Below are 25,873 nucleotides of genomic sequence, written 5' to 3'. Positions count from 1 at the left end.
CGAAATTGCAAAGGTTATCAAACCTGAGCCATGAGAAGAACGAAGTTCTTCGAAATTGCAAAGGTTATCAAACCTGAGCCATGAGAAGAACGAAGTTCTTCGAACCGGTGAGAAATAGACTTTTTCGTAACAGAGTATCTCTGATACCCGCACTCGGTCAGGACAAGTTTTCAGGGTATTTGTAAAGAGTGATAGCAGGGAGTGGTCGGGGGGATGACCCTTGGGTCTGATGACCCTCTTTATGTCGAAGAACTTCGTTCTTCTCCTGGTTCGGGTCTGATGACCCTCGCCAACCTAAAATACCTACAAACTCCAACAGAGAGCTACGAAACAGGTAGCGATACAACCAGTATTTTATGGTGAGACGATATGAGCGACGATACATACCTCGACCAGCAGCCGCTGGTAGCAGTGACCTTCGCGGAGAACCCGGAGCCCCGGTGCCCCTGCCTGCTGCTGCTCGACACCTCAGGATCCATGGCCGGCGAAGCAATCGCCGAGCTTAATACCGGCATCAAATCTTTCTACAACGAACTGCAGACCGACTCCCTCGCGATCAAACGGGTCGAGGTCGCGCTCCTCTCGTTTGGCCCGGTCCGGGTCATCAGCGAGTTCAACACCGCGGAATGCTTCTTTGACCCCCAGCTCGAGGCCGTCGGCGACACGCCGATGGGCGAGGCGATCCGGAAAGGGATCGAGCTGATCCGTGCCCGCAAGGAGCAGTACCGGGCAAACGGCATCTCGTTCTACCGGCCCTGGATCTTCCTGATCACCGACGGCGCCCCGACCGACGAGTGGCAGAGCGCCGCAGCGCTCGTCCGCGAGGGCGAGCAGTCGAAGTCCTTTGCCTTCTTTGCCATCGGCGTCAACAAGGCGGACATGAAGGTCCTCAGGCAGATATCCGTCCGCGAACCGGTCAAACTCCAGGGCCTGAAATTCCGGGAGTTCTTCCAGTGGCTCTCCAACTCCATGAAGTCCGCGTCCCGGTCCAACCCCGGCGACCGGATCCAGCTCGCTTCACCGATCGGCTGGAGTGAGATATGACATGGAAGTTCACCTCTTCATCTGTCACGGGAAGATCGCATGCGGACCGTGGTGAGAACGGGCAGGACTACCACCGGGCCGGGTCCGTCCGGATAGCAGAGAGCGAATTTTTCATCGGGCTTGCCGCCGACGGTGCCGGCAGCACGACGGACGGGGGGCGGGGCGCAGAGATCGCATGCGAGACTGCCTGGGAGTGCATCATCGGGACCCTGCGGCAGGACGGCGACCTCTCCCGGGTCACGGATGACAGGATCCGTGGCTGGATCATTGCGTCGCGGGACGCGATCGGGTCAGAGGCGGCGAACACGGGAAAGCAGCTGAAGGACTATGCCTGCACCCTCATCGGGGCGGTGATAGGAAAGGACCGGGCCGTCTTCTTCCAGATCGGCGACGGCGCGATCGTGGTCAGTGCTGACGGGGAGTACCAGACGATCTTCTGGCCGGAGCAGGGGGAGTACGCCAACACGACGTTCTTCGTATCGGATGATACCTGCCTGGAACGCCTCAATATCCTGCACAGCGCGTCTTCTCCCGCGGAGATCGCCCTCTTCACCGACGGCCTGCAGAACCTCGTCCTCTCGTTCTCGCAGAAGAAGGCCCATGCCGGCTTCTTCCGGCCCCTCTTCGAGGCGCTCCGGAAGGACCCGGACAACGGGTTCTCCGGTTTTTCCGGCCAGCTGGACAACTTCCTTGCCCGGGACGACATCAGCGCCCGCAGCGATGATGACAAGACCCTCGTCCTTGCCGTGCAGGATTGATCATGGTCACCATTCCCCTCACGTCCTTCCTGGACAGCCATGGCACCCCCCTCCGCCTTGGAAAGCGGATCGGGAGCGGCGGCGAGGGGGACGTGTACGAGCTCCTGGCAGCGCCGGACACCACCGTGGCGAAGATCTACCACAAGCCGCTGGATGCCCACAAGCAGGAGAAGCTCCGGCTGATGGCCCGGGGGTGCAACGATGAACTGAAAGGCATCTCGGCGTGGCCCACGGATGTGCTCTCCACCCGGCCGGGCGGCCCGGTGGTCGGGTTCCTGATGCCGAGGATTGCCGACGCAGAACCGATCCACAAGGTGTACGGGCCCACGCACCGTAAAGAGACCTTCCCCCACGCGGACTGGCGGTTCCTCGTCCGTGCAGCCAAGAACCTCGCGGCCGCGTTCTACGTGATCCACAAGTACGGGTACGTGATCGGGGACGTCAACGAAGGCAACATCCTCGTCAATGACAAGGCCTGCGTCCGGCTGATCGACTGCGACTCGTTCCAGATCCGGTCAAAGGAGTGCCTGTATTACTGCGAGGTCGGCGTGGCACAGTTCACGCCGCCGGAGCTCCAGAAGTCCGGGAACTTCCGGCTCGAACGGACGGCAAACCACGACAACTTCGGGCTCGCGATCCTGATCTTCCAGCTCCTCTTCCTCGGCAGGCATCCCTATGCCGGCGTCTACTCTGGGAAGGAGGACATGCCCATCGAAAAGGCGATCGCCGGGTTCCGGTTTGCCTACGGCCGGAACGCCCGGCTGAAATCGATGGCACCCCCGCCCGCCTCCGTAGGCCCCGCCATCGTCCCGGACCAGATCGCCCGTCTCTTCGAACAGGCCTTTGCCGAATCCGGGACCCGCAATGGCGGCCGCCCGACGGCGGGGGACTGGTGGGACATACTGGACCCCTTCGAGAGCAAACTCCGGCGGTGCAGTGCCGACGCGGTCCACCACTACTATGCCGGCCTCTCCTCCTGCCCGTGGTGCCGGCTGGAGGAGTCTTCGGGAGTCCTGCTCTTTCTTTCCGCCGACAGCATCACGAAGATCGACCTGAAGCGGGAGTGGCAGCGGGTGGAGGCGATCCGGCCCCCGGGGCCCATACCGGTGATCAGCCCGGACGCATACCGGCCGCGCCCGGCCCCGCTCAATTCGGTACTTCAACGGTCGCTCGATTTCCGGAGGATCCGCCAGCTCACCGGAGCAGCGCTTGCTGCAGGCTGCCTGGTGCTCGCGATCGGGGAGGTCATCACCGATCCGTTCGTGATCCTCGTTACCGGTATCATCGCCATCGCGCTCTTCTTCTTCCCGGGAAAGGAAGCCAACGAGAGGAAACGGCGGTGGGCGAACCTCGAGACCGCACAGTACATGTGGAGGCTCTGGAGCAGGAAATGGACCGCAGAGGCGGGCGAAGAAGCCTTTTCATCCCAGCTGAACCGGCTGCGGGAACTCAGGCGAACATACGAGGATATTGACCGGCAGTACCGGAGCGGCCTTGCCGCACTGGAAGGCACGGTGCGGGACCGTCAGCTGCACCAGTTCCTGAAAAAGCACCCTGTTGACCGGAACGCCTTCCCCCGTATCGGGGCGGCCACGCTGGCAAACCTGAAGGCGGGGGGCATCGTAACTGCGGCTGACGTGACGCCAGCCAGCCTGCGGCTCATCCCGCGTCTGGACCCGGCGGTCACGGGCGCGCTGGTCTCGTGGCGGGAGAAGCTTGGAACGGCATTCCTGTTCGATCCCACCCGGGGTGTCGGGCGGTCCGATGCGATGGCTCTTGTCCACACGTACCAGCCGCAGATGCGGCCTGTCGAGCGGGAGCTCATGCAGGGGATCGGCAGGCTGTCCCGGATCCAGCAGGATGTGACAAAAAAACGGGTCATGCTCCGCCCGTCCGTCGAGAAGAGGGCACGGGAGCTCGCCCAGGCCAGGGCGGACTACCGGGTGTTCGGGAGTGACGTGGAAGAGGCAGTCCGGCGGGACATCCAGTCTCTTGATGCACGGCTCTTCTCCCGGTAGCAGACAGGGTACGGCATCCCCGGTGGGCCCCTGTCACGCATTCCCGAGATACGCAAAGTCGATGTAGCCGTGGTACGGGTCGGTGCTGAGCAACCGGACGCGGACTTTCTGGCCGACCCGGAGGCCTCGCTCGCCCTGCGTGATCCGCCCTTCAGCCGGCGGGGTGGAGAGCCGGACGTACGTCCCTTTCTCGGACGCGCCGGTGACGAGGCCGGTAAATGTCTTCCCGATCTGGTCGCGGAGCAGGACTGCCGCCGCCGCCTTGCGCATGAACCGCTCGGCCTTCTTGGACTGCTTCTCCTGGTCGGTCAGCCAGAGGCAGAGGTCCTCGAGTTCCTGCACGGAATAGGGGGCGGGCAACTTGTCCAGCACCGATTTCAGGAGGCGCTGGATAACAAGGTCGACATAGCGCCGGTTCGGGGCCGTGCCATGCGTGTAGTCGGTGACCGCGAGCGCAAAATGGCCCACCGGCGGGCTGCCGGGCTCGAGCAGGGCATATTCCCCCGGCCCCATCAGCTTGACAACCGTGAGGGAGAGGTCGGGGAAGCGCTCGGGGTCGGCCTGCTTCCGCACCGCGAGGAAGCGGGCGAGCGCCTGGACGTCGGGCTGCGCCGGCAGGGTCTCGCCAAGGGCGGCGGCGGTAAGCACGATCCCGTCCCAGTTCTTCGGTGTCCGCACCACCCGTTCGATGCGGGGGATGCCGGCGCCGGAGAGGAAGGCCATCATCGTCCGGTTCGCCGCGACCATGAACTCCTCGATGAGGGAGCGGGCCGCGTTCATCTCGACGACCGTGAGGTCTTTTACTATGCCCTTGTCGTAGATTGCCTGCGCCTCGATCGTCTGGAGGTCGAGCGCACCCTGCCCGGTCCTCTGCTGCCGCAGGCGTGAGGCCGCCTCGTTCTGCAGCCGGAGCTGCTCTGCAAGATTCGGCACTCCGCTGACGCTTCCCGGCTCCGGGCCGGTCCCCTCAAGCCAGGCGCCTACCTGTTCGTAGACGAGCTTTGCCTTGTTCGCGACCAAGGCACGGCAGACGTCCCCATAGCGGATACTGCCGTCCGCAAGCACCCGGTAGTCCACGACCATCGCCGGGCAGTCCTTGCCGGGCAGGAGGGAGGTGATACCCGCCGAGAGCTGCAGGGGGAGCATGGGGAACATGGCGACATCAAGGTAGATCGAGGCGCCGTTGTAGGCCGCGTGCTTGTCGATCGGTGAGCCCTTCGGCACCCGGCTGTCGACATCCGCGATCGCGACCCGGACATGGATATCGCCGTTTGCCTCCTTCTCGCAGTACTCCATCTGGTCGAGGTCCATCGAGTCATAGTTGTCGATCGAGGACCAGAGGAGGGCACGCAGGTCCTCTGCTCCGGACCGCATCAGGGCCCGGTCATCCGCTTCGATCGCGCTGACCTCCTGCATCACGGCGTTCTCGAACTGCGGCCGGAAACCGTACTTCTTCATGGCATCCCATGCAATGGCTTCCATGTTGATCGGAGGGGTGCCGCGTCGTACCGGGGGTTTTCTGCTCATGGCTGGTGATCTTTCTGTCGTTCTCCCATATCACCTGATCGGCTTTGTGCACGGCCATCCGCACGGGACAGGAAACGAAGGCGTTTCCCATTCTGATCTGCAAATAAACCGCCGGCTGATTTATGGAAAAAGGGGCGGGGATTCACCCTGACGTACCGTCGGAAACCCGGGAAAATCCACCCGGTGTACCCATGTACCGGGCGAGCCGTATCGTGCTGTTGGCAGGATCCGGGTACCCTGCACCATGAAAAGTACTGACGCGGAAGTGACGACCTCTCCGGTTCCCCATGCGGAGACCGGTCTCCCGTTGAATGAACACGCCATGACCCCCGGGGGCGCTCTCCCGGCCGGTGTCAGGGCAGGAACCCAGATTCATCCCGACATGTTAAAATATACAGAGGAAGGTATCAGAAATACAGGAGTTCCGGCGCATGTATACTGTTTTTTACGTGGATGACGAGCCGGACCTGCTCGAGCTGGGCCGGGAATTCCTCGAGCAGTCGCAGGAGTTCAGAGTGGTGACCCTGAGCCTGGCACGGGACGCACTCGGGTCCCCGGAGATCAAAGACTGCGACGCCATCGTCTCGGATTACCAGATGGAGGACATGGACGGGATTGCATTCCTCAAGGCCGTCCGGGAGCAGTACGGCGACATCCCCTTCATCCTGTTCACCGGTAGGGGCCGGGAAGAGATCGTGATCCAGGCGATCAACAACGGCGCAGACTCCTACATCCAGAAAGGAGGGGACGCAAAGGCCCAGTTCGCCGAGCTGGAACATAAGATCCGGCAGGCCGTGGCCCGGCGGCAGGCAGAGCATTCGCTCGTGGAGTCGGAGAAGCGCCTCACCGACATCATCAACTTCCTCCCCGATGCCACGTTTGCCATCGACAAGACGGGCCGCGTGATTGCCTGGAACCACGCGATCGAGGAGATGACCGGTGTCCCTGCCGGGGAGATGCTCGGGAAAGGCGACTACGCGTACGCGGTCCCGTTCTACGGTGAGCGCCAGCCGATCCTGATTGACAGGGTCTTCGAGCCTGACAAGGTGCTGGAGCAGCACTATACCCATATCAGCCATAACCGGGGGATTCTCACCGGTGAAACATTCCTTACCCCCCCACACGGCAGGCCCCGTACCCTCATGGCAACCGCGGGGCCACTCTACAACCGCCGGGGTGGGGTTGACGGCGCGATTGAGTCCCTCCGGGACATCTCGGTCATGAGATCCGCGGAAGAAGCACTGAGGGAGAGCGAGGGGAAATACCGGCTTGTCGTCGAGCACAGCCAGGACGCGGTCTACATCCACCGGTCCGACCGGGTGGTCTTCGCCAACAACCGGGCATTGGAGATGACCGGCTACACGCATGAAGAACTCCTGAAGATCCGGCTCTGGGATCTCGTGCACCCGGACGACCGGGATGCCCTCATGGAGAATGCAAAGAAGAGGTTTGCCGGGGAAGAGGTCCCCTCAGGGTTTACCGCCCGGCTCATGACAAAAGATGGCGGCGAGAAGCCCTGCGAATTTTTCGCGGACCTCGTCATCTACCAGGGAGCGCCCGCTATCCTCGGGATCGCACGCGACATCACGGTGCGCAAGGAGGCCGAGGACTCGCTGCGGGCCAGCGAGGCACGGTTCCGGGAACTGGCCGAGCTCCTGCCCCAGCTCGTCTTCGAGACGGACAAGGACCTCCGGGTCACGTACATGAACCGGCGGGCCAGCATCGTTACAGGACTGACGCAGGATGACCTTGAACGGGGCTGCGCCGCCTTTGACTTCATCGCAAAAAAGGATCATAAACGGGCAAAGGAGAGCATCGGGAAGGTCATCCGGGGAGAGAGCATTGACCACCACGAGTACGAGGTGATCCGCCGGAACGGCACCAGGTTTGCCGCCCTCATCTACGCCGCGCCAATCCTGCATGACGGGGCCTTTTCCGGGTTGCGCGGGGTGATCGTGGATGTCTCCGAGCGGAAGCAGGCGGAAGAGACCTTGCGGGAGAGCAAGGAGAAGTACCGCACGCTCGTCGAGGGGTTCGAAGGCCTGATCTATGTCTGCTCGAAGGACTACCGCGTGGAGTTCATGAACCGGCAGCTGATCGAGAGGACCGGCCGCGATGCCACGGGAGAACCCTGCTACAAGGTCCTCCATGATCGCGAGAGCGTCTGCCCATGGTGCGTGAACGACCGGGTCTTTGCCGGCGAGAAAGTGGTCTGGGAGGCCCCAAGCCCACGGGACAACCGCTGGAACCATATCGTGAATATCCCCATCCACCACACCGACGGCTCGGTCTCGAAAATGGCGATGATCTCCGACATCACCGAGCGGAAGCGGTCGGAAGAGGCGCTCCGCGCAAGCGAGGAGCAGTTCCAGATGGCGCTCGAGGCGTCGAACGACGGGCTGATCGACTGGGACATGGTATCCGGTTCCCTCTACCTGAGCCCGCGGTGCTTCAGCATGCTCGGGTATATACCGGGCGAGCTGCCGGCATCGATCGACACCTTTATGGAACTCCAGCACCCGGACGACCGGGACCGTATTTTCCGTATCGTCAGCGAATACCGCGAGGGGAAGCGCAGTGACCATGAGATCGAATTCCGGCTCCGGGCAAAGGACGGAGGCTATAAGTGGTTTTTGAGCAGGGCAAAGATCACCGTCCGGGACACCAACGGCAAGCCGGCCCGGATGGTCGGTACGGTCACGGACATCACGCGTAATAAACAGGCCGAATCGGCGCTCCGTGAGAGCGAGGCGAAGTACCGCCATATCCTCGAGAACCTGCAGGACGCCTATTTCCGTGCGGACCGGGACGGGAACCTCACCATGGTCAGCCCATCGGCGGCCCGCATCTACGGGTACGGTTCCCCGGAAGAGATGATCGGGATACCGGCCGTGTCGCTGTACCGCAATCGAGGGCAACGGGACGAAATGCTTGGGAAGATGCAGGAGAGCGGGAGGATCAACGACTACACCGGGGAGGCCCGGCGCAAGGATGGCTCGTTATTCTGGGCATCGATAAGCGTCCAGTTCCTGCAGGACCGTGAGGGGCACAGGATCGGCACCGAGGCGATCGTGAGAGACATCAGCGATCGCAGGACAATGGAGCACGCGATCCAGGAGGCGAACCGGAAGCTCAACCTCTTAAATACCATCACCCGGCACGATGTGGTAAACCAGCTGACGGCGCTGCAGGGCTATGTCCAGCTCGCGTGCCTGAAAAAGCCCGATCCCGTCATTACGGATTTCCTCCACAAGATCCAGGGGGCGGCCGATACGATCGACCGCCAGATCGCGCTCACCCGGGTCTACCAGGAGCTGGGCATCCAGGCCCCAGCGTGGTTCGCGCTCGATGAGGTCGTTCCTAAAGTTTCACCTCCTGCCGTGCCGGTCCGGTTCTCCGGAACGTGCCGGGAGGTCTCTGTCCTCGCCGACCCGATGCTCGAGCGGGTCTTTTTCAACCTCTTCGAAAACGCGGTCCGTCACGGGAAGCGGGTGACCGCAATCACCGTCCGCTGCGAGCGGGAGCCCGACGGCCTGCTCGTGATTGTCGAGGACGACGGCGTGGGGGTCAAGCCGCACGAGAAGGAGAAGATCTTCACCAAGGGCTATGGGAAGAACACGGGATTCGGCCTCTTCCTCTCCCGGGAGATCCTCGCGATCACCGGCATCAGCATCCGCGAGACCGGCTCGTTCGGGAAAGGTGCCCGGTTCGAGATGCTGGTGCCGAAAGGGGCGTTCCGGCTGCCGAAGGGAAAAGAGCAGAAACAGTAATACCTTATCCGGCGGCGGGCTGTTTTATAAAATAAATACAATTTTATTCTCCCGGTTCCATGATCTGGTATGCCAGGCGGGGAAGGTGAGGGGCTGTCACCAGCGTTCAGGAGGTGGTCCATCCTCGCCTTTATCCTCGAGAGCCTCCTGGTCATCGCTGCGTATCTCTTCCTGCTCTTCTGGCTGGGCTGGCAGTTGTCAGAGACGATGGAATACGTCATCATCGTTATCATGGTCCTCGGGGCCCTGGCCAGCATCTTCGTGGTGTGGCCCTGGTACCGGAAGCTGCACGAAGGCGGGGACGATCGTCTCCGGGAGCCGGAGGAGGATCCGGGGCGGTAGCGGGGGTACCTGCATGGTCCCTGCAGACGGAAGGGGATTCATCTCTCCTTTTTATTTTCATTCAGGACAAAAAACGCCACAACTCCGAAAATGATGCCCACAACGAGAGCGAAAGCCGGAGGTATGCGAAACGCGGTCAGCATGATCGCGACGATGAGCCCCAGAATTATCGAAATAACCCGGGGGCTTTTCAGGTTCTGATAATTCATACTGATTCATTCTCGCACTCCTGATAAATAGACACATGCCCGACCGCCTCCCCGGATCATGTACTGAACTTCTGGTTCGGAGAGGTTTCTCAAAACCCCGACGAGGAGAATGGGAGGGGTTTTGCAAATCCAGATAAGGAAAAGTAAGGCAAAAAGCCGGACTTCGAATGCTGATGAACCAGTCGGAACTCGAAGAACTCTGAAGAGTTTTTCTCAACCTTCTGGTTCTGATGAACCAGTCGGGATGCAAACTCTTATGACATGAAGATATGATCAGGGAACTATGAACAGAAGAACAGTACCCCTTGTGCTGATCTGCTGTATCGTGATCGCATTTGTGGTTATTTATTTCGGATTCCCGGGCTCCACCGTTCCGGCATCATCAGATACCTATACCGCTCCAACACCAGCAGGCCCGGTCGTGGAGATTGTCAATACGATGGCGGGATACACATCCTATGGCGCGCCCGATATTTCCGGGACGGTGAAGTCCGATATCGCGGTGCCGGTCACTGCCGTTATCGCTGTCAATATTTATGACGAGTCGCGCAGAAGGCAGCTGGCCAACGGGGACAGCGAAGTCAGCATCGCCCCGTACGGGCAGTCCCAGTACGAGGTGATTATCTTTAAGTCCACCAACCTCCCGGCGAATTGGACATACCGGGTCTACGTTGAGGACGTCTCTTGATCGTACCACCTCCTCCCGGCTTTCCACATTTTTTTTAAGACGGTACCGGTACGTTGCCGGCAGACCGGAAATGATATGAGATAAAAATCCGGCGATCAAGTATTACCGTATCAGAACCGGAAAAACAGGATAATTTTTCAGGAGGGGTTATGGTACGATGGTCCCGTCGACCCGGTACTCCTGCGCGCATTCACCATCGAGGACCGACTCGAACGTGACCGACTGCCCGGCCCCCATCGTGCCGATGAACACGGACCGCGAATCACGGATGGTCCCGGTCCGGGTATCGACAAGGTTGAAGTCCAGCGCCACATTATCCACCGTTGTATTTCCCGCATTGTAGGCATACCCGGATACCTTCCCGTAGCATCCCAGTCCGGGCGACCAGCTCTCGTGATAGTCATAGTGAGCCCGGATCGTGTCCCGTGCGGTCTCCTGGCCAGCAGTCCCGGTCGTGGTGCATCCCGCAAGCATGACCACCGTGATGAGGAGCATGATAACAAAGGCAGTTTTTTTCATCAGTATGCTCTTTTTTTGATCTCTGTAACAATCTGATTGTCCCGTCTCGCTATTTGTTATTACTGGTGTACCGGATGCACCGGTCACTCCGGCCACCAGTCCGGGAAATGGGGTTGCAGGGAGGGCGCCACGGTTTCAAACGGTGATGAGGGGGAGGGCACTGCCATCCCTGCTCAATCGTTATTCATTATCACGCATCGCGGCCGGGTGTCAGGTCGCAGCCGGTACAGGGAAGACACATGGTCTTCGAAACTCCGGTATCCAGATGATATTTTTCGAGTATGTCGCGCGTCATCTTCGCGAGTTTCAGCAATCTTCCGGCACTGGGCCGTGTTGCTGAAATCTCTCCTTGGCGGTAGGGTGAAAGGGTGATCGGGCGGAGGACCGGGATCACCCCCATCTTTGCCAGGTATTCCACCCCTTTCCGGACACATTCGTCAGTCTCGCCAAGCCCGATAATAATGTTTGAAGAGACCCGGTTCTTCCCGAATACCGTTACCGCATCGCGTAACGATGTCAGGATAAAATCGAGGGATTGGCCTTTTCTTCCGGTACAGACCCGATCAAAGATCTCCCGGTCCATGGTCTCCACATTGTATTTCACTTCCGTCACCCCTGCGTCTTTCAGCCGCTGGGACGAGTCTTCCGTCGGGTACACCGCGACACCGACAGGGACATGGTATTTTTTTACTGCCTGGACATATGCCACGACCCGGTCGATCTCGTTCTCCGGTGTGGTCGCTACCCCCGAGGTGAATGCAATCGTTTTCAGGTTCCCGCCTGACTTTGCCTTCTCAACAATAGCAAGGACCTGGTCAAGGGTCTTGATCGTTCCCTGGAACTTGGGGACCGAACAGAACTTGCAGTCATACCTGCACTGTTCGCTGATCGTGATGTAGGTCTGTCCGGGACAGTGCGCGACGATGGGGTCAATCTGTCCCCGCACCAGTTCTTTATTGTCCTGAAGAATGACCACATCGCCATCCTGCCGTACCATCTTCAGGGGGGATGCTGCATCGATCTCCAGGCGCACCCGGTGCCCCCCGGATTTAAAGAAGATGGACCGCAGTCCGGTCCCGGGGCCTGCGGTAGAACGGGAAGGCGGCGGCAGCAACGAACGCTCGACATCGACTTTTCCTCGTGCCAGTAATTCCGCCTTGATCTCCGCGTTCATGTGGGTCATTTTATCCTTTCTCCATGCTGGTTTTGGTACCGTTCCCGTGTTCACCATCATTGCCCTGGTCCGTGTGCCCCTCGCGTGTCATGCTCTTCGATGACATACCCCTCATCCCGTGATTTCTCTGTTCCCTTTTTGGAGCCCTGCGTATTATATCCGGATGCCAAACAGGTTCTCTGCATTCTTTGCAAGGAGGTTCTCCAGCACCCCGGGTCTGTACGAGAACCGCCGGAACTCTTCAAGACTCTGTTTCAGGGGCCGTACCGGGTACGATGAGGCGTAGATGATCCGGTCCCCCAGGTAGTGGTTGGCCGCATCCACCCAGTCCTGGGCTCCCGGAAAACCCGGGATGAACTGGAAGAAATCCGGCACTACCCACAGGTTTCCCAGGGGGGCATTGGCAATCATGACCCCGAGCATCTCGCGGGTGTAGGGGAATGCCCCGTGCACGACAACGATCTGCAGGGTCGGGAAGGCATTTGCCACGCGCTGGATGCGCCAGGGTTCAGCATACGAGATATCCGGCCCCTGCATCAGGCTGCAGGTGAGATAGAGCACGCCTTTGAGTTCTGCGCATTTTGCATACACCGGGTAGATGCGGGGGTCATCCACATACCTCGGGGGGACCCACCAGCCGGGGTCAACGGCAATGCCGGAAAATCCCAGCTTCGTAATGGTACGCTCAACCTCATGGATGGCAGCGGGGACATCGATCCCGCTGATACCCGCAAGGGCGAGGGGGAACCGTCCGGGGTACTGGTCACGGAGTTCAGCGATGTCGTCGTTCGAGATAATACGGTGTCCCGCCTGCCTGCCCACCAGGATACCCTTGTCCACGCCGGCTTCATCCATCTCCCTGATGAACAGGTCGACCGATTTCTCGACCATCGATAGCGGGCGTTCGTACCCGCTCACCAGGGGGCTGCGTCTGGCCGCCGGCCGGGCTCCCGGTTCCGGTGCCAGTACATTCCTGAGACTTTTAAACGGGGGTCGCACCCGTGCATCGAGTATCATTCCTGACATTCTCCTCCCACGGTATATTCTCCGGAGACGTGTACCGTAATAAAGGAGATCATCGGAGACCTGGCCGGTGCACTGCCCCCGTGCCGAAACCCCGGTATACCGGAAGCCGCGGCCGGTCACCCGGCCGGTACTGAACCCCGTCCCAGGTACCAGCCGACCCCGACCGGGATCAGGAACATCAGGACGTAGTACAGGAAGACGTCCGGCGCGTAATACGTGGCCCTGAAGAGGAGCACGATGAAGAGGTAGTCGAGCACGACCGCGATCAGGGTCCAGGCCGCTCCCACCTCCGCGTAATACTGCAGGGGGAGGCGTCCCTTCGGGTGGAACCACCACCACGTGACCCAGACCGTGAACGGGGTGAAGACCACAAGGATGATCCAGCCCAGGCTGTACGAGAGGGGCGAGAAGAAGAGCGCCATGGACGCGAGGTACCCGATCAGCCAGAGGAGGGTGCCGAGGCCCGCGGTGTCCCTGAGATCCGGGTGCATACGGTTCGTTGGTGGCGGAGGATAATGGATTTTTTGGAGGAGGATTTCGGAGGAGGGGTTGGTTCCCCGGAAAAAAAGGTGATTGATGATATGAGTGGTGCCGGATATCTCCCCGATAGCAGGTGCCGGGAGGGTCCCGATCACTCAATGGTGATCGCACCCGCACCCGCCCTTGTACCGGGGCGTCCAGGTTACGCCGTCGAAGGTACAGAGCTGTTTATCCCAGTCGGGGCGCTTCATCCCTGCCGTTGTCTTGAGCAGGAGGCGCTGGCCACCAATGCGCTCTCCCTTCTCGTCCAGTTCAGTGACATCGAGTGCAAAGACCTGAGCACCGGTTGCACGGTGGCCATCGGGCACGAACTGCACATGCACTGTCCCGAACTTCAGCGGGGTTAACGGGAGGTCCAGCAGCTCTGCCCCCGGACGCGTGATCATGAGCCGCCCGTCGGAAAGCCGCTCGAACCCTTTCCCCTTGACCTCGCCCTTTCCAAACCGGGCCAATGCGTCGCCGCGGAACTCGACGAGGATGTGCCCCCACTCAAACAGGGAAGCGCCGCGTCGCTTCCCGGGCGTCTCAAAGACCAGGCGGATCTCGCGTCTCCCGCGGGTGAAATTGCCGACAATGAAATCGGCATACCGCGCACCGTCCCCATCGGTATCGACGATGGTGATGTTCTTCCAGACGATGTTGTTGTTGTTCTTCACGTTGGCATAGAGATTTCCCGGGATCTCCGGCGCCGTCATCCCATATGGTGCTGCCGGCGTAGTCTCAATGCGGGCGAGGAGACAGAAGTGCGCCTTGTCTGCGCCGAAGGTGCTGTAATCCGAGGGGTCCGGGGGTGTCCAGTCGAACGACAGGATCTCCTGTGCGCCGCCGGCCACGGTCACCGGCTGGCTGCCAATGACGCCGCCCATCAGCGCCGGCGTGGTCACGCTGCCGTCCCAGGGCGCAGGCCAGGAGAGCGAACTCGAGGCCTTTGCCCAGTAGAGTTTCAGGTTGCCCGACTGGGAGCCGGCGGTCGGGCAGCCCCGGTTGCGGACACGCACGTAGACATAGTTCAATTCCTCGCCACGCGGGTTCTGGTGGTCCTGGGTCGTCAGCCCGTCCGGGCTGTTGCGCACCCAGATGTCATCGGTTATGCACATGGCGTGCGGACTCGCGTCGGGTTCATCACCGGTGTCATCGGCATTGTCCTGCATCCACAGGTCCGGGGTGGTCCCCCCGCTGACCGGGACGAGGCCGTCTGATGAAAGGATACCGGCTCTCGCAACGGAGAGCGTCGCGTTCATCCGCGTTGCCTGGTCCTGCGTGAACATGAACATCGCCGCGTCATCGACGTAGTCCATGTAGTTCATGAACATGTCCCCGTTCGGCCCGTTGCTGCAGGTGACATGGGGGAACGCAGGTGTCCCGAAGTTCATGATCCCCTGGTTCGGCGTGTCGGCACACTCGTCGGAGAGGCTGCAGATATCCGGGAGATTCTCATCGTCGCCCCAGATATGGATCAGGTTGAGCCAGTGCCCGATCTCGTGCGTTGCGGTACGTCCGAGGTTGAAGGGCGCCGTGGCGGTTCCCGTCGTGCCGAACGCATGGGTCGCGACGACGAACCCGTCCAGCGCTGCCGGGGCCCCGGGAAAGGTTGCGAACCCGAGGAGGGTGTCGGTAAAGTTTGCCACCCACATATTCAGGTACCGGTCCGAAGGCCACGGGTCCGCACCCCCGGTCGCTGCCGCCTTGACGTTGTTCCTCGTCGATATCGTGAAACCGGTGGTTGTCGTATGGGTGCGGGTGATGCCGGTGGTCGTGCCGCAATGGGGGTCGCGCACGGCGAGGGCAAATTCAATCCGGGTATCGGCGGCCACGCCCGCGAACGCGGCCGGCACACTGGTGGCATCGGTATTTGTCCGGCGGTAATCGGCGTTCAGGACATCGATCTGCGACTGGATCTGTGCATCGCTGACGTTCTGCGCCGCCGTGTTGTAGACGACGTGGACGACCACGGGGATGCGGACGATACCCGTGCGCAACCCTTCCGCTGCAAAGCGGGCAATGAACTGGCGGGTCTCGAGCTCGATCTCGCGGCGCCTCCGGCGGTATTCAGGAGAGAGTGCGGCAAGGCGGCGGTGCTCGTCCATCGTCGCGCAGGTCCGGTGACGCTTCGTGTTGTCTTCCATATTCTTTCTGGCCATAGGTTGTTCCTCCTTCTGCAGTCCTCTGGAATTCCCTGCCTCCCGGCGGGCGGGTACCGGAGGTACCTCCCCTCATCTTCAGCCGTGCACCCGCCCGGACTACGGATAGTATGGAGAAAGGCAGAAGCGATCCCACGCGGGATGCTCCCCGTGAATTTCCTGCAGACAAAAGCTTACTATAAAATATACAAATATAAAAATATTTACATTAACTGTGGTGCAACGTCTCGTCCTTTCTGATTTTGAGAATCCCGGACAGGTTTATCGTATCCCGGTCCCCAGGTGCGCTCATGAAGAGTGGTCGTATCCTCGTCCTCCTTGCGGTCCTCGCTGCGGCCGCCGTGATCGCGGGGTGCAGTGGTAACGGGGTATCGCCTTCTCCCTCCCGGGCGCCCGCACCTGACCTGACGAACCAGGACTCCCCGGAGGCGGCCGGCTTTGCTGACGGCCATTCCCTTACGCACCTCCACGCCCCGGCCGTGCCGGTGGGCCTCCGGTTCGTTGCCGGCGGTTTTACCGCCCCGATGCAGGTCGTCTCCCCCCACGACGGGACCGGCCGGCTCTTCCTCGTCGACCAGACCGGGTACGTGAAGATCTTCTTCATGAACGGCACGATACGGGAAACCCCGTTCCTCGACCTCCGGGACCGGATGGTCCGCCTCAGCCCGGGGTACGACGAGCGGGGCCTCCTCTCCATCGCGTTCCACCCGGACTACCGCACGAACGGCCGGGTGTTCGTCTACTACAGCGCACCGCTGCGGGCCGGCGCGGACCCCGGCTGGAGCTGCACGAACCGGCTCTCGGAGTTCCATGCAGGCGCGGACCGGGCCGACATGTCGTCCGAGAAGGTCCTCCTCGAGGTCGACAAGCCGTACCAGAACCACAACGGCGGCACGCTCCTCTTCGGGCCGGACGACGGGTACCTCTACCTCCCGCTCGGCGACGGGGGCGGGGCGGACAACACCGGGCCGGGCCACACGCCCGGCACCGGGAATGCGCAGGACATATCAACGCTCCTCGGGAAGGTGATCCGGATCGACGTAAATAATCCGGGCACGCCCTATGCAATACCTGCGGATAACCCGTTTAAAACCGGTGCCCGGCCCGAGATCTTCGCGTACGGGTTCCGGAACCCGGCCTATGCCACGTTCGACTCCGGCGGCAGCCACCGGCTGTTCATCGCCATGGCGGGGCAGCGGCTCTTCGAGTCCCTCTTCATCGTCTATAAGGGGGGGGCGTACCCCTGGAACATCCGGGAGGGCACGCACTGCTTCGACCCGAACGATGATTCCCGGCCAAAGGACGGCCCCTGCCCGGCAACGAGCGCTGCCGGCCAGCCGCTGATCGGCCCCATCGTGGAGCTCGGCCACGACACCGGCAACACGATCGTCGGCGGGGTCCTCTACCGCGGCAGCCTGCTCCCCGGACTCAACGGGTCGTACGTGTACGGCACCTGGTCGGATGCATTCGGCGGCACCGGGGACGGGACGCTCCTCGTCTCCGCACCGCCGGCCGGCCTTGATCTCGCGGCCCTTCCCGCAGATGCATCAGCCCTGACACCGGCCGGGAACGCGATGTGGACGACCCGGGTCCTGAGCGTTGCCAACAACGGGAACGGGCGGATCAACGCGTTCGTCCGCGGCCTCTCCGGGAACGACGATAACGAGGTCCTCGTGCTGGCGAACCGGGCCGGCGGCCCGGGGCTCGCGCCGCAGGACTCCGGCGAGGTCTGGGAGATGGTGCCGGCGGATACCCCGGGCCTGGTGGACACGACGACAGGAACGGCAGCCCCTCCCGCGACAGCGGCCAGGTGACGATCCTCCTGCCGGCCGGGAACTCCCGTCCTGGCAGGTGCCCTTGCCCTGTTTCCAAAAAGTGAAAGTTATCCAAAGGATTATCATTCCCGCGGAGGGAATTCCCGGCAGCCTCTCAAGGGGAATGCCATGAAGCACGCAACACTTTTCATCCTTATGCTGGCAGTGACAGCAGCGCTGCTCATTGCCGGATGCACGCAGCAACAGCAGCCGGTGCAGCAGACCCTGCCGCCGGCCGCACCGCCGACAGCGGTTCCGGCCGCCGACACGGTCATTGCTGCTGCAAGCCCGCTGGGCACCATCCTGACGGATGCCCAGGGAAAGACCCTCTATTACTTCGCCAATGACCGGCCTGACAGCGGCGCAAGCGCCTGCAGCGGGCAGTGTGCCGCCATCTGGCCGGCCTTTTCGGCAGGTACCGTCCACGTCTCCTCCCCGCTGGACCCGGCAGACTTCGGGTCGATCACGCGGGGCGACGGGACGAAACAGACCACCTACTACGGCTGGCCGCTCTACTACTACCAGGCCGATGCAAACCCGGGCGATGTGAAGGGGGATGGCGTCCTCGGGATCTGGTACGTGTTCAGGCCCGATGAGAGCGTACTCGTCGCACATACTGCAGCCCTCGGCTCGTACCTCACGGATACCTCCGGAAAGACGCTCTATGTCTTCACGAAGGATACCGCCGGGACCACCTCCTGCTCGGGCACCTGCCTCGCAAAATGGCCGGCCTTCGGTCCCGACTACCCGTTGAAGGTCCCCTCCTCGCTGAACCTCGCAGACTTCGTCCCGCTTGCCCGGACAGACAACGTGACACAGACGGCCTACAAGGGAAAGCCGCTCTACTACTACTCCGGTGATAACATGCCGGGCGACACGAACGGCCAGGGGTTCAACAACCTGTGGTATGTCGCGAATGTCTCCGGTATCGTACCGGTCGTCACGACAGTTCCCACGACGGTTCCGACGACCGTCCCGACCACGAACTACGCAGCCAGCTATGGCGGCTCCAGCAGCAGTGGCGGCGGGTACTAAAAGCAGGGGACCATTCACTTTTTTTAAGTGTACTACAGGTCAATGAAAATACGCCGGGGAATTCGAAGAATGCTGATGCATTCAGTCGAAGAACTCCGTTCTTATCCGGTCTCAGGTGCGACGACTTCCGGCATTCTCCTCCTTCGGGTCTCTGATGGACCGGTTAGGATCCCGGAGATTTCCAATCCATGAAACAATTTTTGGAACCATGGAACAGAACTATATTTTCCCTGAGTACACAGTGGCATCGGTCCGGGCAGCCGGACAAGAGCAGGAGTCGAAACCATGATGCACGAAGGCGGGATGCACCCAGGTATGGGTATGATGCAGCAGAAAGAGATGCTTATGACGGAGATGTGGAATACCCTCAGCGACGAACAGAAAAAAACGCTCATGAAACGCATGATGGATGCGAAGATCATGATGAAAGAGGGTATGATCAAGCACTTCCAGTTCAAGATCGAGACCATGAAGATGGTCAAGAAGATGCTGGATGAGTCTTAGGCGGCACGCGGATGTGCCGGATTGCAGGCGGAGGGCATAACCGCTTTTTTCTCTCACGATCCTCATGGGTATATAGATTCATCAGTATCGTTTCAAAAATTGTAATATGACAAAACGCTTTTTAAATCCTTAAAAAGGTTTTAATTATCGTAATTTAGTGATCGTATATACCGGGAGCTGCAGTCGCTTTGATACCATCATTGTTTCCCGGTAATACTGGCGGCGCTGGCAGATGAGCAAAGGGAGCAGTAAAAGAACAAAAGCGGACCTGCCGGACTCACAAAGGAATCCTGCTCCCGGCAATGATGAGGGTTCAGTTGTGGGTATTGTGGCATCCGGCCGGGATAGTACCGGTCGGAAGCTGGCGGAAAAAGCGCTGCGGGAGAGCGAATCCGTCCTGCGCAGTTTCTTTGATTCCGCCGGCGTCATGCGGGGTATCGTGGAAGTGATTGCAGAGGATGACGTGCTGCATATCGCCGATAATGCCGTCACCGCCGCTTTTATCGGCCTGACGCCGGATGCCATGAAAAACAGACGCGGCTCCGAACTGGGCGAACCGCGTGATGTCCTGCGGATGTGGATCGGTCACTATAACGAGAGCCGGAAGACGAAAAAACCGGTGACATTCGAATACGCGGACACGCGGGGGAGACCGGAGGCCTGGCTCCACGCCACCGTCACGTACCTGGGAACTCCTCCCCACGGGCACCCCCGGTTTGCCTACGTGGTCCTCGATATGACCGAAAGCAGGCGGGCAGAAGCGGCGCTGCGCGAGGGGCAGGAGAGGACCTCCGCTATCCTGGAGGGCATTGCGGATACGTTCTATTCGCTTGACGAAGAATGGCGCTTTACCCTCGTGAACCCTGCCGCCGAGAAGGCACCGTTCGGGAGGCCGGCCTCCGAACTGCTCGGCAGGGTCATCTGGGATCTCTACCCGCACCTCGTCGGGACCCGGATCCACCGGCATTACCTCGATGCAGCGGAGAAGTTCACCCTCGAGCGCTACGAGGCCCAGTCACCGCTGAACGGGCGGTGGTACGAGGTCTTCATGAAGGGCCGCCGGGGAGGGGTCGATGTCTACATGCGGGACATCACCGGGCGGAAACAGACCGAGGAGGCACTCCGGGAGAGCGAAGAGCGGTTCCGGGTCATTGCCGAAACATCTCCCGTACTGTTATCAGTCAGCAGCATATCGGATGGTACGATCCTCTTTACCAACCCTGCCTATAACAGCGCATTCGGATTCCAGCCGGGGGAGATTATCGGCAGGCCTGCAGCGGACCGGTTTTACGATGCCGCTGAACGAAGTGCGTCTATCGATATCCTTCGTAAAACAGGCGGGTTACGGGACCGCGAGGTAAGGGTTGTACGAAAAGACGGGACACCCTTCTGGGTCTCTGCTTCGCTCGCCCGCACCAGGTTCGACGGGAACGAGGCGATGCTGGGAGCTTCAGTCGATATCACGGATCGCAAGCTTGCGGAAGCGGCGCTGCGCGAGAGCGAGGCACGGTACCGCACCGTTGCCGATTTCACCTATGACTGGGAGTTCTGGATCGATCCTGATGGCCGGTTCATCTACCTTTCACCATCGGCCGAAAAGATCCTGGGCAGGCCGGTCAGCCAGTATACCTCTGCAGAGGCTCTTTTCAGGGACGTAACGCACCCTGACGATCTCTTCATCCTGCTTGCACACATGGCTCAGGAGATGGCCGGGCAGGGTCCATTAACCTTGGAGTTCCGGATCGTACGCCCGGATGGCGAGGTGCGCTGGGTCCAGCATGTATGCCAGCCGGTTCTTGACGCGGAAGGGAGATTTTTGGGCACACGGGGTTCGAACAGGGACACCACCGAGCGCAGACAGGCAGAGGAAGCGCTGCTCGAAGCCCGGGACGAACTGGAGATGCGCGTAGAGGAACGCACCGCTGACCTGGAAGAGGCGGTGGAATCTGTCAGTACCGAACGCCACCGGCTCTACGATGTTCTTGAGGCGCTCCCTGTGTATGTCTGCCTGCTCGACAAGGACTACCGCATGCCATTTGCCAACAGGTACTTCCGGGAGACCTTTAAGGATCCGAAAGGGCGCCGTTGTTATGACTTCCTCTTCAACCGTACTGAACCCTGTGGGACCTGCGAGACCTATACCGTCATGAAGACCCGTGCGCCCCATCACTGGTTCTGGACCGGGCCGAACGGCAGGGACTACGATATCTACGACTTCCCCTTCACGGATACCGACGGGTCCTTCATGATACTCGAGATGGGTATCGATATTACGGAACAGAAGAAGGCCGAAGGCGCCCTGAAAAAAGCGAATGTATATAATCGGAGCCTGATCGAGGCAAGCCTTGACCCTCTGATCACCATCAGCCCGGACGGGACGATCAGTGATGTCAACGAGGCAACGATCCGGGTCACCGGTTTTTCCCGGGGGGAACTGATCGGGACCGACTTCTCGGACTATTTCACGGAACCGGCGAAGGCAAAGGCCGGCTACGAGCGCGTGTTCCGCGACGGGTTGGTAACCAACTACGCGCTGGAGATCCGGCACAGGAACGGACATGTGACGCCAGTTCTTTATAATGCCACGGTATACCGGGACGAATCCGGTAACGTCATCGGGGCATTTGCCGCCGCACGGGACATCACAGAAAGGAAAAAGGCCCAGGATGCGATCGAAAGGGCAAACACCTATAACCGGAGCCTGATCGAAGCGAGCCTCGACCCGCTGGTCACCATCAGCCCGGACGGGACGATCAGTGACGTCAATGAAGCAACGATCCGGGTCACCGGTTTCTCCTGGGAGGAACTGATCGGGACCGACTTCTCGGACTACTTCACGGAGCCTGCGAAAGCAAGGGCAGGCCATGAGAAAGTATTCCGTGACGGGTCGGTGACCGACTATGCACTGGAGATCCGGCACAGGAACGGGCAGGTCACGTCGGTCCTCTATAATGCGAGCTTATACCGGGATAAGGCGGGAAATGTCATCGGTGTCTTTGCCGCTGCCCGGGACATCACCGAACGAAAAAAGGCCGAAGAGGCACTCCGGAAAGAGCACGATCTTCTGGAAAAGCGGGTCAAAGAGCGGACCTCAGAGCTGGTGCAGTCCAATGCCCAGCTCAAAGAAGAGATTTCCCAGCGCAGGCTCGCGGAATCCCTGGTGAAGAAAACCGTATCCGAACTGTATGCAGCCATTGAATCAACGGCTGACGGGATTTATGTGGTAGACCGGGCCGGGAAGATCATCCGGTATAACCAGAATTTTGCATCCATGTGGAAGATCCCGGACGAACTGCTGCAGAGCGGTGACGACCGCACGGTGTCAGGATATCTGCAGACCCAGGTAAAAAATCCCGGGTTGTTCAAGGGTAGTGCTGATGACCATGTCCATCACAAGGATCGTGAGACCTATGACATGCTGGAACTTAACGATGGCAGGATCTTTGAACGATATTCAAAACCCCAGAAAATGGACTCATCTATCATCGGGAGGGTCCTGAGCTACCGGGATGTCACCGACCGGAGGCACGCCGAGGAAAAACTCATCGCTTCCATCGAGGAAAAGGAGACCCTGATCCGGGAGATCCACCACCGGGTCAAAAACAATCTCCAGATCATCTCCGGTCTCCTGGATATGACACGGATGCGGACACCCGACAGTACAACAAACAGCATCCTGACCGACATGATGATGAAGATCAAGACCATGGCACAGATCCATACGCGGCTGTACGAGAGCAAACAGTTCGATAAGATCAATATGGGAAGCCAGATCCGGGACCAGGTTGCAGATCTGTCGACTATATACGGCCGTTCGGGTGCCGAGATCCAAAGCGAGATCGATGCAGAGGATATCTACCTGCCGGTTGACCAGGCCATCCCCTGTGCTCTCGTGGTGAACGAGATCCTTTCCAATGCATTCAAACATGCATTCAAAGGGAAAAAGCACGGGAACCTGAGTGTCTCTGCAACACAGACGGATAACCGCATCCGTATCATCGTCCGGGACGACGGGGTCGGGATCCCCCAGGAAGTGGATGTCGGGCGGACCACCAGCCTGGGACTCAAACTCATCCGCAGTCTTGTCCTGCAGCTGAGCGGGTCCGTTGCTATCACCAGTGACCATGGCACGGAAGTGGTAGTGGAATTCCCTCTCCATTCAGGAGGTAAATAACCATGTCAAAGATTCTTGTTGTTGATGATGAAGCGATTATAACGATGCAGCTGGAAGAGCGCCTGAGCGCAATGGGGTATACCGTTGCCGGGATGGCGTCATCGGGGGAGGACGCCATCGCGAAGGCACGACGGCTTACACCGGACCTGGTGCTGATGGACATCGTCATGCCGGGCAGGCTGAATGGTATTGAAGCGGCAAAAACGATTGCCGAAATGGACATCCCGGTGGTCTTTGTCACGTCCTATGCAGACGATGCAATAATCGAGAAAGCAAAACAGGTCGGTCCCTATGGGTATATCGTAAAACCCTTTAACGAACTGGAGATCAAGGCTGCGATCGAGGTCGCCCTGTTCCGCAAAACTGCTGAACAGGAACTCCGGAAGGCCGCTCATGCGACTCCTGAGAAGAGTACCCGCCGTAAAGGAGGTGACGCAGAGGATGAGACCGGGGCGGAATATATTGACCTGCCGGAGATCAAGACGGTCCTCTTAAAGGATATTTTTACCGATATTGTCCTCTTCCTGTACGCCGATCCAACCCTGAAAGAGCCGATATTCAGGTTTGCCATTGAAGCCGGGTTGAAAAAAGGAGGGCGCAACTTCTTTGCCTATCACCGGTCCATCCTGCAGAAATATTTCCTGAAAGAGATCCGGGACGGAGACCTTTTCATGCGACGGGTAAAGGCGGGCGAGGTCTATCTCCTGCCCGGAATCCTTGAGAAGTGTTCAGCATCGTTACCCCAAGACCCGCCGGCCGGCACGCTCCAGGTCCTTTTTGATTTTTCCGAAACGGAAGAGTTTTCCGATATCATTACCGTAAAAAATTGGATCGTCGAAAAAAAGAGCCAGGGCGTACCCCTCTCGGGTATCATTGCCGTGGATATGGCCGATATCGATCACCACCAGATAAAACTGCTCTCTGACGGCATTGCAAAGATCATCATATCAACCGGCAAAGAGACCACCCTGTCCTTTGCCCACCGGTCATTCCCTTCCGAAGCTGTCACCGTTGTCCCCCAGGCAACCATCGACGATGTCGTGAAAAAATCCCTTGAACCGGTAGTGCTCTCGCTTCTGGAAAAACCCATATCGGGATATGATATCGTCCATGAGATCCACAGCCGGTATAATGTCCTCATCCCCCAGGCCAGGATTTACACGTACCTCTATGAGCTGGAACAGAAAGGATACCTTGCCATGAAGATCTCTGGAAAATCAAAACTATACTCGCCGACAGAGGCCGGAAGAAAGTATATTCATAACCGGCTTAACGAATTCAAGTTTGTCTTCCGGCATATCCTGGGAGATGGTGTCACTGCCATTCCCCCGTCCGACACGAAATGACATTTTTTTCCGGATATCCCGTTCTCCCGTGATGAAATCCGGCAATCACCGGCATGTTCCCTGCCGTGAGGGAGGTCCGGACCGTAACGCAGGATAACGATGTTACAAAGTTTGAAACAATTCCTGCAATATCCGGTAACCTATATGGAGGAGCCAAAAAAAGGAAGATGCGTGGGTATTAATCCCACATCCAGGGAAAATGCCATGCCTGAAAGGATGAACCTCTCATTCATCTTTGAAACCACTATGCGGGCAGGACACCGGATGCAGCATATGCCACGGAGGCCATTGCACACACCAGAAAAACCGCAGAGGGAAAAACTGCCCGGGAGAGAGATCGCTTAGTCTGACAACAGAACCAGATAGTTCCCTGGCAACGGTCTGAGCTGCCAGGGAAAATTCCCCAAAAAACAGATAATCCCAATCATTGCAAGTAGGTGGTTTGTGATGAAACGCGATGAACTCAAAGACAGTACTGTGTTCGACCCGCCGATCCGCATTACTGATGAGGGCAGGCATATCCGCGTCGGCATCGATCTTCCCGGCGTAGCGGAAGAACAGATCCGGATCGACCTGGAAAAAACAACCTTTACCATATCCATATCGGAAGATCAAAAGACCATAACAAAAGCCATCCAGGTCCCCCGGGGAGCACGGTTTTTCAAAAAAAAGTTCTCCGACGGAGTACTGGAAATCGTCCTTGAAAAGCCGGCATCATGATCCATGGCCGGCGAAGCCATGTACGTTTTTCATCATTGTTCCATCGTTATTCCAAATTTTGTTTCAAAATCTGAATTTTACAAAAGAGCCTATTATATCGCCTCGTCAATTCCAAAAACGGGTGTGACAAAAATTCCCCTTCTTGAGAACTCCGAAGGACTCTTCATGGCAGGAGAGGACCTGGATCGGATTTTGCGGGATCTTTGTCATTGGAAAGGTGACCTCAGGACGGATTCCCGGACAGTACTCCACCGGTACGGGACCGTATGTCCTGCACAGGGCTGCCACCGCTGCACGAATTCGGACTGTCCTTATGCGGATTTTATCCGGCAGTACTGGCGTCATCCCCGGTTTGACTGACGAACCATACGGGAAACCTTTCCCCGGTAATCGGATGGAAACCAGCGAGCACCTCTGGAAAAAAACCCGAAGAGCAGACCCGGCATGGCCCGGGCAAAAACGCTCGCGCGATCCAGGGGAAAAATTCACCGGCAAAAACCATGAAAAAAACGAATGAGAATAGA

The 25,873-nt window shown here is 59.3% G+C and carries 20 protein-coding genes; 14 read left to right on the top strand and 6 right to left on the bottom strand.

Annotation, left to right across the window (positions count from 1 at the left end):
* Positions 1–369: 369 nt before the first annotated feature.
* Genes ABSG49_RS02920 through ABSG49_RS02910 form a run of 3 tightly spaced genes read left to right on the top strand, consistent with a single transcriptional unit; the run spans position 370 to position 3,820 of the window.
* Positions 370–1,044 carry a vWA domain-containing protein gene (locus ABSG49_RS02920; protein WP_424024600.1) on the top strand — a complete coding sequence of 225 codons (675 nt, stop codon included), beginning with the start codon at positions 370–372 and terminating at the stop codon, positions 1,042–1,044.
* Positions 1,041–1,802, top strand: a complete 762-nt coding sequence (locus ABSG49_RS02915; protein ID WP_424024599.1) for a PP2C family serine/threonine-protein phosphatase — start codon at positions 1,041–1,043, stop codon at positions 1,800–1,802. Before ABSG49_RS02920 ends, ABSG49_RS02915 begins: the two co-directional genes overlap by 4 nt.
* Before the next feature lie 2 nt (positions 1,803–1,804).
* Positions 1,805–3,820 (top strand): helix-hairpin-helix domain-containing protein, encoded by a 2,016-nt coding sequence (locus ABSG49_RS02910; RefSeq protein ID WP_424024598.1) that lies wholly within the window; start codon positions 1,805–1,807, stop codon positions 3,818–3,820.
* Between the two features lie 33 nt (positions 3,821–3,853).
* Here the strand turns inward: ABSG49_RS02910 and ABSG49_RS02905 are convergent, their stop codons facing one another.
* A complete protein-coding gene (locus ABSG49_RS02905; protein ID WP_424024597.1) occupies positions 3,854–5,347 on the bottom strand; it encodes an RNB domain-containing ribonuclease in 1,494 nt (497 codons plus the stop codon).
* 431 nt (positions 5,348–5,778) lie between these two features.
* Here ABSG49_RS02905 and ABSG49_RS02900 point away from each other — a divergent pair, with 431 nt between their 5' ends.
* The 3 genes from ABSG49_RS02900 to ABSG49_RS02890 all read left to right on the top strand — a co-directional run bounded on the left by ABSG49_RS02900 (position 5,779) and on the right by ABSG49_RS02890 (position 10,356).
* The gene (locus ABSG49_RS02900) at positions 5,779–9,117 is read left to right on the top strand and encodes a PAS domain S-box protein (RefSeq protein WP_424024596.1); all 3,339 of its coding nucleotides are present in this window, start codon (positions 5,779–5,781) and stop codon (positions 9,115–9,117) included.
* 69 nt (positions 9,118–9,186) lie between these two features.
* Positions 9,187–9,459 carry a hypothetical protein gene (locus ABSG49_RS02895; RefSeq protein WP_424024595.1) on the top strand — a complete coding sequence of 91 codons (273 nt, stop codon included), beginning with the start codon at positions 9,187–9,189 and terminating at the stop codon, positions 9,457–9,459.
* Positions 9,460–9,951: 492 nt separating this feature from the next.
* Positions 9,952–10,356 carry a hypothetical protein gene (locus tag ABSG49_RS02890; RefSeq protein ID WP_424024594.1) on the top strand — a complete coding sequence of 135 codons (405 nt, stop codon included), beginning with the start codon at positions 9,952–9,954 and terminating at the stop codon, positions 10,354–10,356.
* Between the two features lie 147 nt (positions 10,357–10,503).
* Here the strand turns inward: ABSG49_RS02890 and ABSG49_RS02885 are convergent, their stop codons facing one another.
* The 5 genes from ABSG49_RS02885 to ABSG49_RS02865 all read right to left on the bottom strand — a co-directional run bounded on the left by ABSG49_RS02885 (position 10,504) and on the right by ABSG49_RS02865 (position 15,756).
* Positions 10,504–10,875: a hypothetical protein gene (locus ABSG49_RS02885; RefSeq protein ID WP_424024593.1), complete on the bottom strand. Its 372-nt coding sequence runs from the start codon at positions 10,873–10,875 to the stop codon at positions 10,504–10,506.
* A gap of 190 nt (positions 10,876–11,065) precedes the next feature.
* On the bottom strand, positions 11,066–12,058 hold the full coding sequence (locus ABSG49_RS02880) for a radical SAM protein (protein WP_424024592.1): 993 nt from the start codon (positions 12,056–12,058) through the stop codon (positions 11,066–11,068).
* A gap of 144 nt (positions 12,059–12,202) precedes the next feature.
* On the bottom strand, positions 12,203–13,075 hold the full coding sequence (locus tag ABSG49_RS02875; RefSeq protein ID WP_424024591.1) for an amidohydrolase family protein: 873 nt from the start codon (positions 13,073–13,075) through the stop codon (positions 12,203–12,205).
* 116 nt (positions 13,076–13,191) lie between these two features.
* On the bottom strand, positions 13,192–13,566 hold the full coding sequence (locus ABSG49_RS02870; protein WP_424024590.1) for a hypothetical protein: 375 nt from the start codon (positions 13,564–13,566) through the stop codon (positions 13,192–13,194).
* Positions 13,567–13,710: 144 nt separating this feature from the next.
* Positions 13,711–15,756 (bottom strand): zinc metalloprotease, encoded by a 2,046-nt coding sequence (locus tag ABSG49_RS02865; protein WP_424024589.1) that lies wholly within the window; start codon positions 15,754–15,756, stop codon positions 13,711–13,713.
* Positions 15,757–16,046: 290 nt separating this feature from the next.
* Here ABSG49_RS02865 and ABSG49_RS02860 point away from each other — a divergent pair, with 290 nt between their 5' ends.
* The 8 genes from ABSG49_RS02860 to ABSG49_RS02825 all read left to right on the top strand — a co-directional run bounded on the left by ABSG49_RS02860 (position 16,047) and on the right by ABSG49_RS02825 (position 25,866).
* Positions 16,047–17,570, top strand: a complete 1,524-nt coding sequence (locus ABSG49_RS02860) for a PQQ-dependent sugar dehydrogenase (protein ID WP_424024588.1) — start codon at positions 16,047–16,049, stop codon at positions 17,568–17,570.
* 129 nt (positions 17,571–17,699) lie between these two features.
* Positions 17,700–18,605 carry a hypothetical protein gene (locus tag ABSG49_RS02855; RefSeq protein WP_424024587.1) on the top strand — a complete coding sequence of 302 codons (906 nt, stop codon included), beginning with the start codon at positions 17,700–17,702 and terminating at the stop codon, positions 18,603–18,605.
* Between the two features lie 285 nt (positions 18,606–18,890).
* The gene (locus ABSG49_RS02850) at positions 18,891–19,109 is read left to right on the top strand and encodes a hypothetical protein (RefSeq protein WP_424024586.1); all 219 of its coding nucleotides are present in this window, start codon (positions 18,891–18,893) and stop codon (positions 19,107–19,109) included.
* 232 nt (positions 19,110–19,341) lie between these two features.
* Complete coding sequence (locus ABSG49_RS02845) at positions 19,342–23,283, top strand: PAS domain S-box protein (RefSeq protein ID WP_424024585.1); 3,942 nt, start codon at positions 19,342–19,344, stop codon at positions 23,281–23,283.
* A gap of 2 nt (positions 23,284–23,285) precedes the next feature.
* Positions 23,286–24,629 (top strand): response regulator, encoded by a 1,344-nt coding sequence (locus ABSG49_RS02840; protein ID WP_424024584.1) that lies wholly within the window; start codon positions 23,286–23,288, stop codon positions 24,627–24,629.
* Between the two features lie 447 nt (positions 24,630–25,076).
* Positions 25,077–25,349, top strand: coding sequence for an Hsp20/alpha crystallin family protein (locus ABSG49_RS02835; RefSeq protein WP_424024583.1), 273 nt, complete (start codon positions 25,077–25,079; stop codon positions 25,347–25,349).
* 123 nt (positions 25,350–25,472) lie between these two features.
* A complete protein-coding gene (locus ABSG49_RS02830) occupies positions 25,473–25,709 on the top strand; it encodes a hypothetical protein (protein ID WP_424024582.1) in 237 nt (78 codons plus the stop codon).
* A gap of 34 nt (positions 25,710–25,743) precedes the next feature.
* Positions 25,744–25,866 carry a hypothetical protein gene (locus ABSG49_RS02825; RefSeq protein ID WP_424024581.1) on the top strand — a complete coding sequence of 41 codons (123 nt, stop codon included), beginning with the start codon at positions 25,744–25,746 and terminating at the stop codon, positions 25,864–25,866.
* Positions 25,867–25,873 lie beyond the last annotated feature (7 nt).

The sequence above is a fragment of the Methanoregula sp. genome, from assembly GCF_049510175.1.
Lineage (GTDB): Archaea > Halobacteriota > Methanomicrobia > Methanomicrobiales > Methanospirillaceae > Methanoregula.
This window is presented reverse-complemented; position numbering and strand designations above follow the sequence as displayed.

Bases quoted from the DNA above. Each gene is read 5' to 3' on its own strand.
- ABSG49_RS02905 (WP_424024597.1), bottom strand. From the start codon at position 5,347: ATGAGCAGAAAACCCCCGGTACGACGCGGCACCCCTCCGATCAACATG.
- ABSG49_RS02885 (WP_424024593.1), bottom strand. From the start codon at position 10,875: ATGAAAAAAACTGCCTTTGTTATCATGCTCCTCATCACGGTGGTCATG.
- ABSG49_RS02900 (WP_424024596.1), top strand. From the start codon at position 5,779: ATGTATACTGTTTTTTACGTGGATGACGAGCCGGACCTGCTCGAGCTG.
- ABSG49_RS02880 (WP_424024592.1), bottom strand. From the start codon at position 12,058: ATGACCCACATGAACGCGGAGATCAAGGCGGAATTACTGGCACGAGGA.
- ABSG49_RS02845 (WP_424024585.1), top strand. From the start codon at position 19,342: ATGAGCAAAGGGAGCAGTAAAAGAACAAAAGCGGACCTGCCGGACTCA.
- ABSG49_RS02825 (WP_424024581.1), top strand. From the start codon at position 25,744: ATGGAAACCAGCGAGCACCTCTGGAAAAAAACCCGAAGAGCAGACCCG.
- ABSG49_RS02915 (WP_424024599.1), top strand. From the start codon at position 1,041: ATGACATGGAAGTTCACCTCTTCATCTGTCACGGGAAGATCGCATGCG.
- ABSG49_RS02835 (WP_424024583.1), top strand. From the start codon at position 25,077: ATGAAACGCGATGAACTCAAAGACAGTACTGTGTTCGACCCGCCGATC.
- ABSG49_RS02920 (WP_424024600.1), top strand. From the start codon at position 370: ATGAGCGACGATACATACCTCGACCAGCAGCCGCTGGTAGCAGTGACC.
- ABSG49_RS02865 (WP_424024589.1), bottom strand. From the start codon at position 15,756: ATGGCCAGAAAGAATATGGAAGACAACACGAAGCGTCACCGGACCTGC.
- ABSG49_RS02860 (WP_424024588.1), top strand. From the start codon at position 16,047: ATGAAGAGTGGTCGTATCCTCGTCCTCCTTGCGGTCCTCGCTGCGGCC.
- ABSG49_RS02855 (WP_424024587.1), top strand. From the start codon at position 17,700: ATGAAGCACGCAACACTTTTCATCCTTATGCTGGCAGTGACAGCAGCG.
- ABSG49_RS02840 (WP_424024584.1), top strand. From the start codon at position 23,286: ATGTCAAAGATTCTTGTTGTTGATGATGAAGCGATTATAACGATGCAG.
- ABSG49_RS02875 (WP_424024591.1), bottom strand. From the start codon at position 13,075: ATGTCAGGAATGATACTCGATGCACGGGTGCGACCCCCGTTTAAAAGT.
- ABSG49_RS02870 (WP_424024590.1), bottom strand. From the start codon at position 13,566: ATGCACCCGGATCTCAGGGACACCGCGGGCCTCGGCACCCTCCTCTGG.
- ABSG49_RS02895 (WP_424024595.1), top strand. From the start codon at position 9,187: ATGCCAGGCGGGGAAGGTGAGGGGCTGTCACCAGCGTTCAGGAGGTGG.
- ABSG49_RS02850 (WP_424024586.1), top strand. From the start codon at position 18,891: ATGATGCACGAAGGCGGGATGCACCCAGGTATGGGTATGATGCAGCAG.
- ABSG49_RS02890 (WP_424024594.1), top strand. From the start codon at position 9,952: ATGAACAGAAGAACAGTACCCCTTGTGCTGATCTGCTGTATCGTGATC.
- ABSG49_RS02910 (WP_424024598.1), top strand. From the start codon at position 1,805: ATGGTCACCATTCCCCTCACGTCCTTCCTGGACAGCCATGGCACCCCC.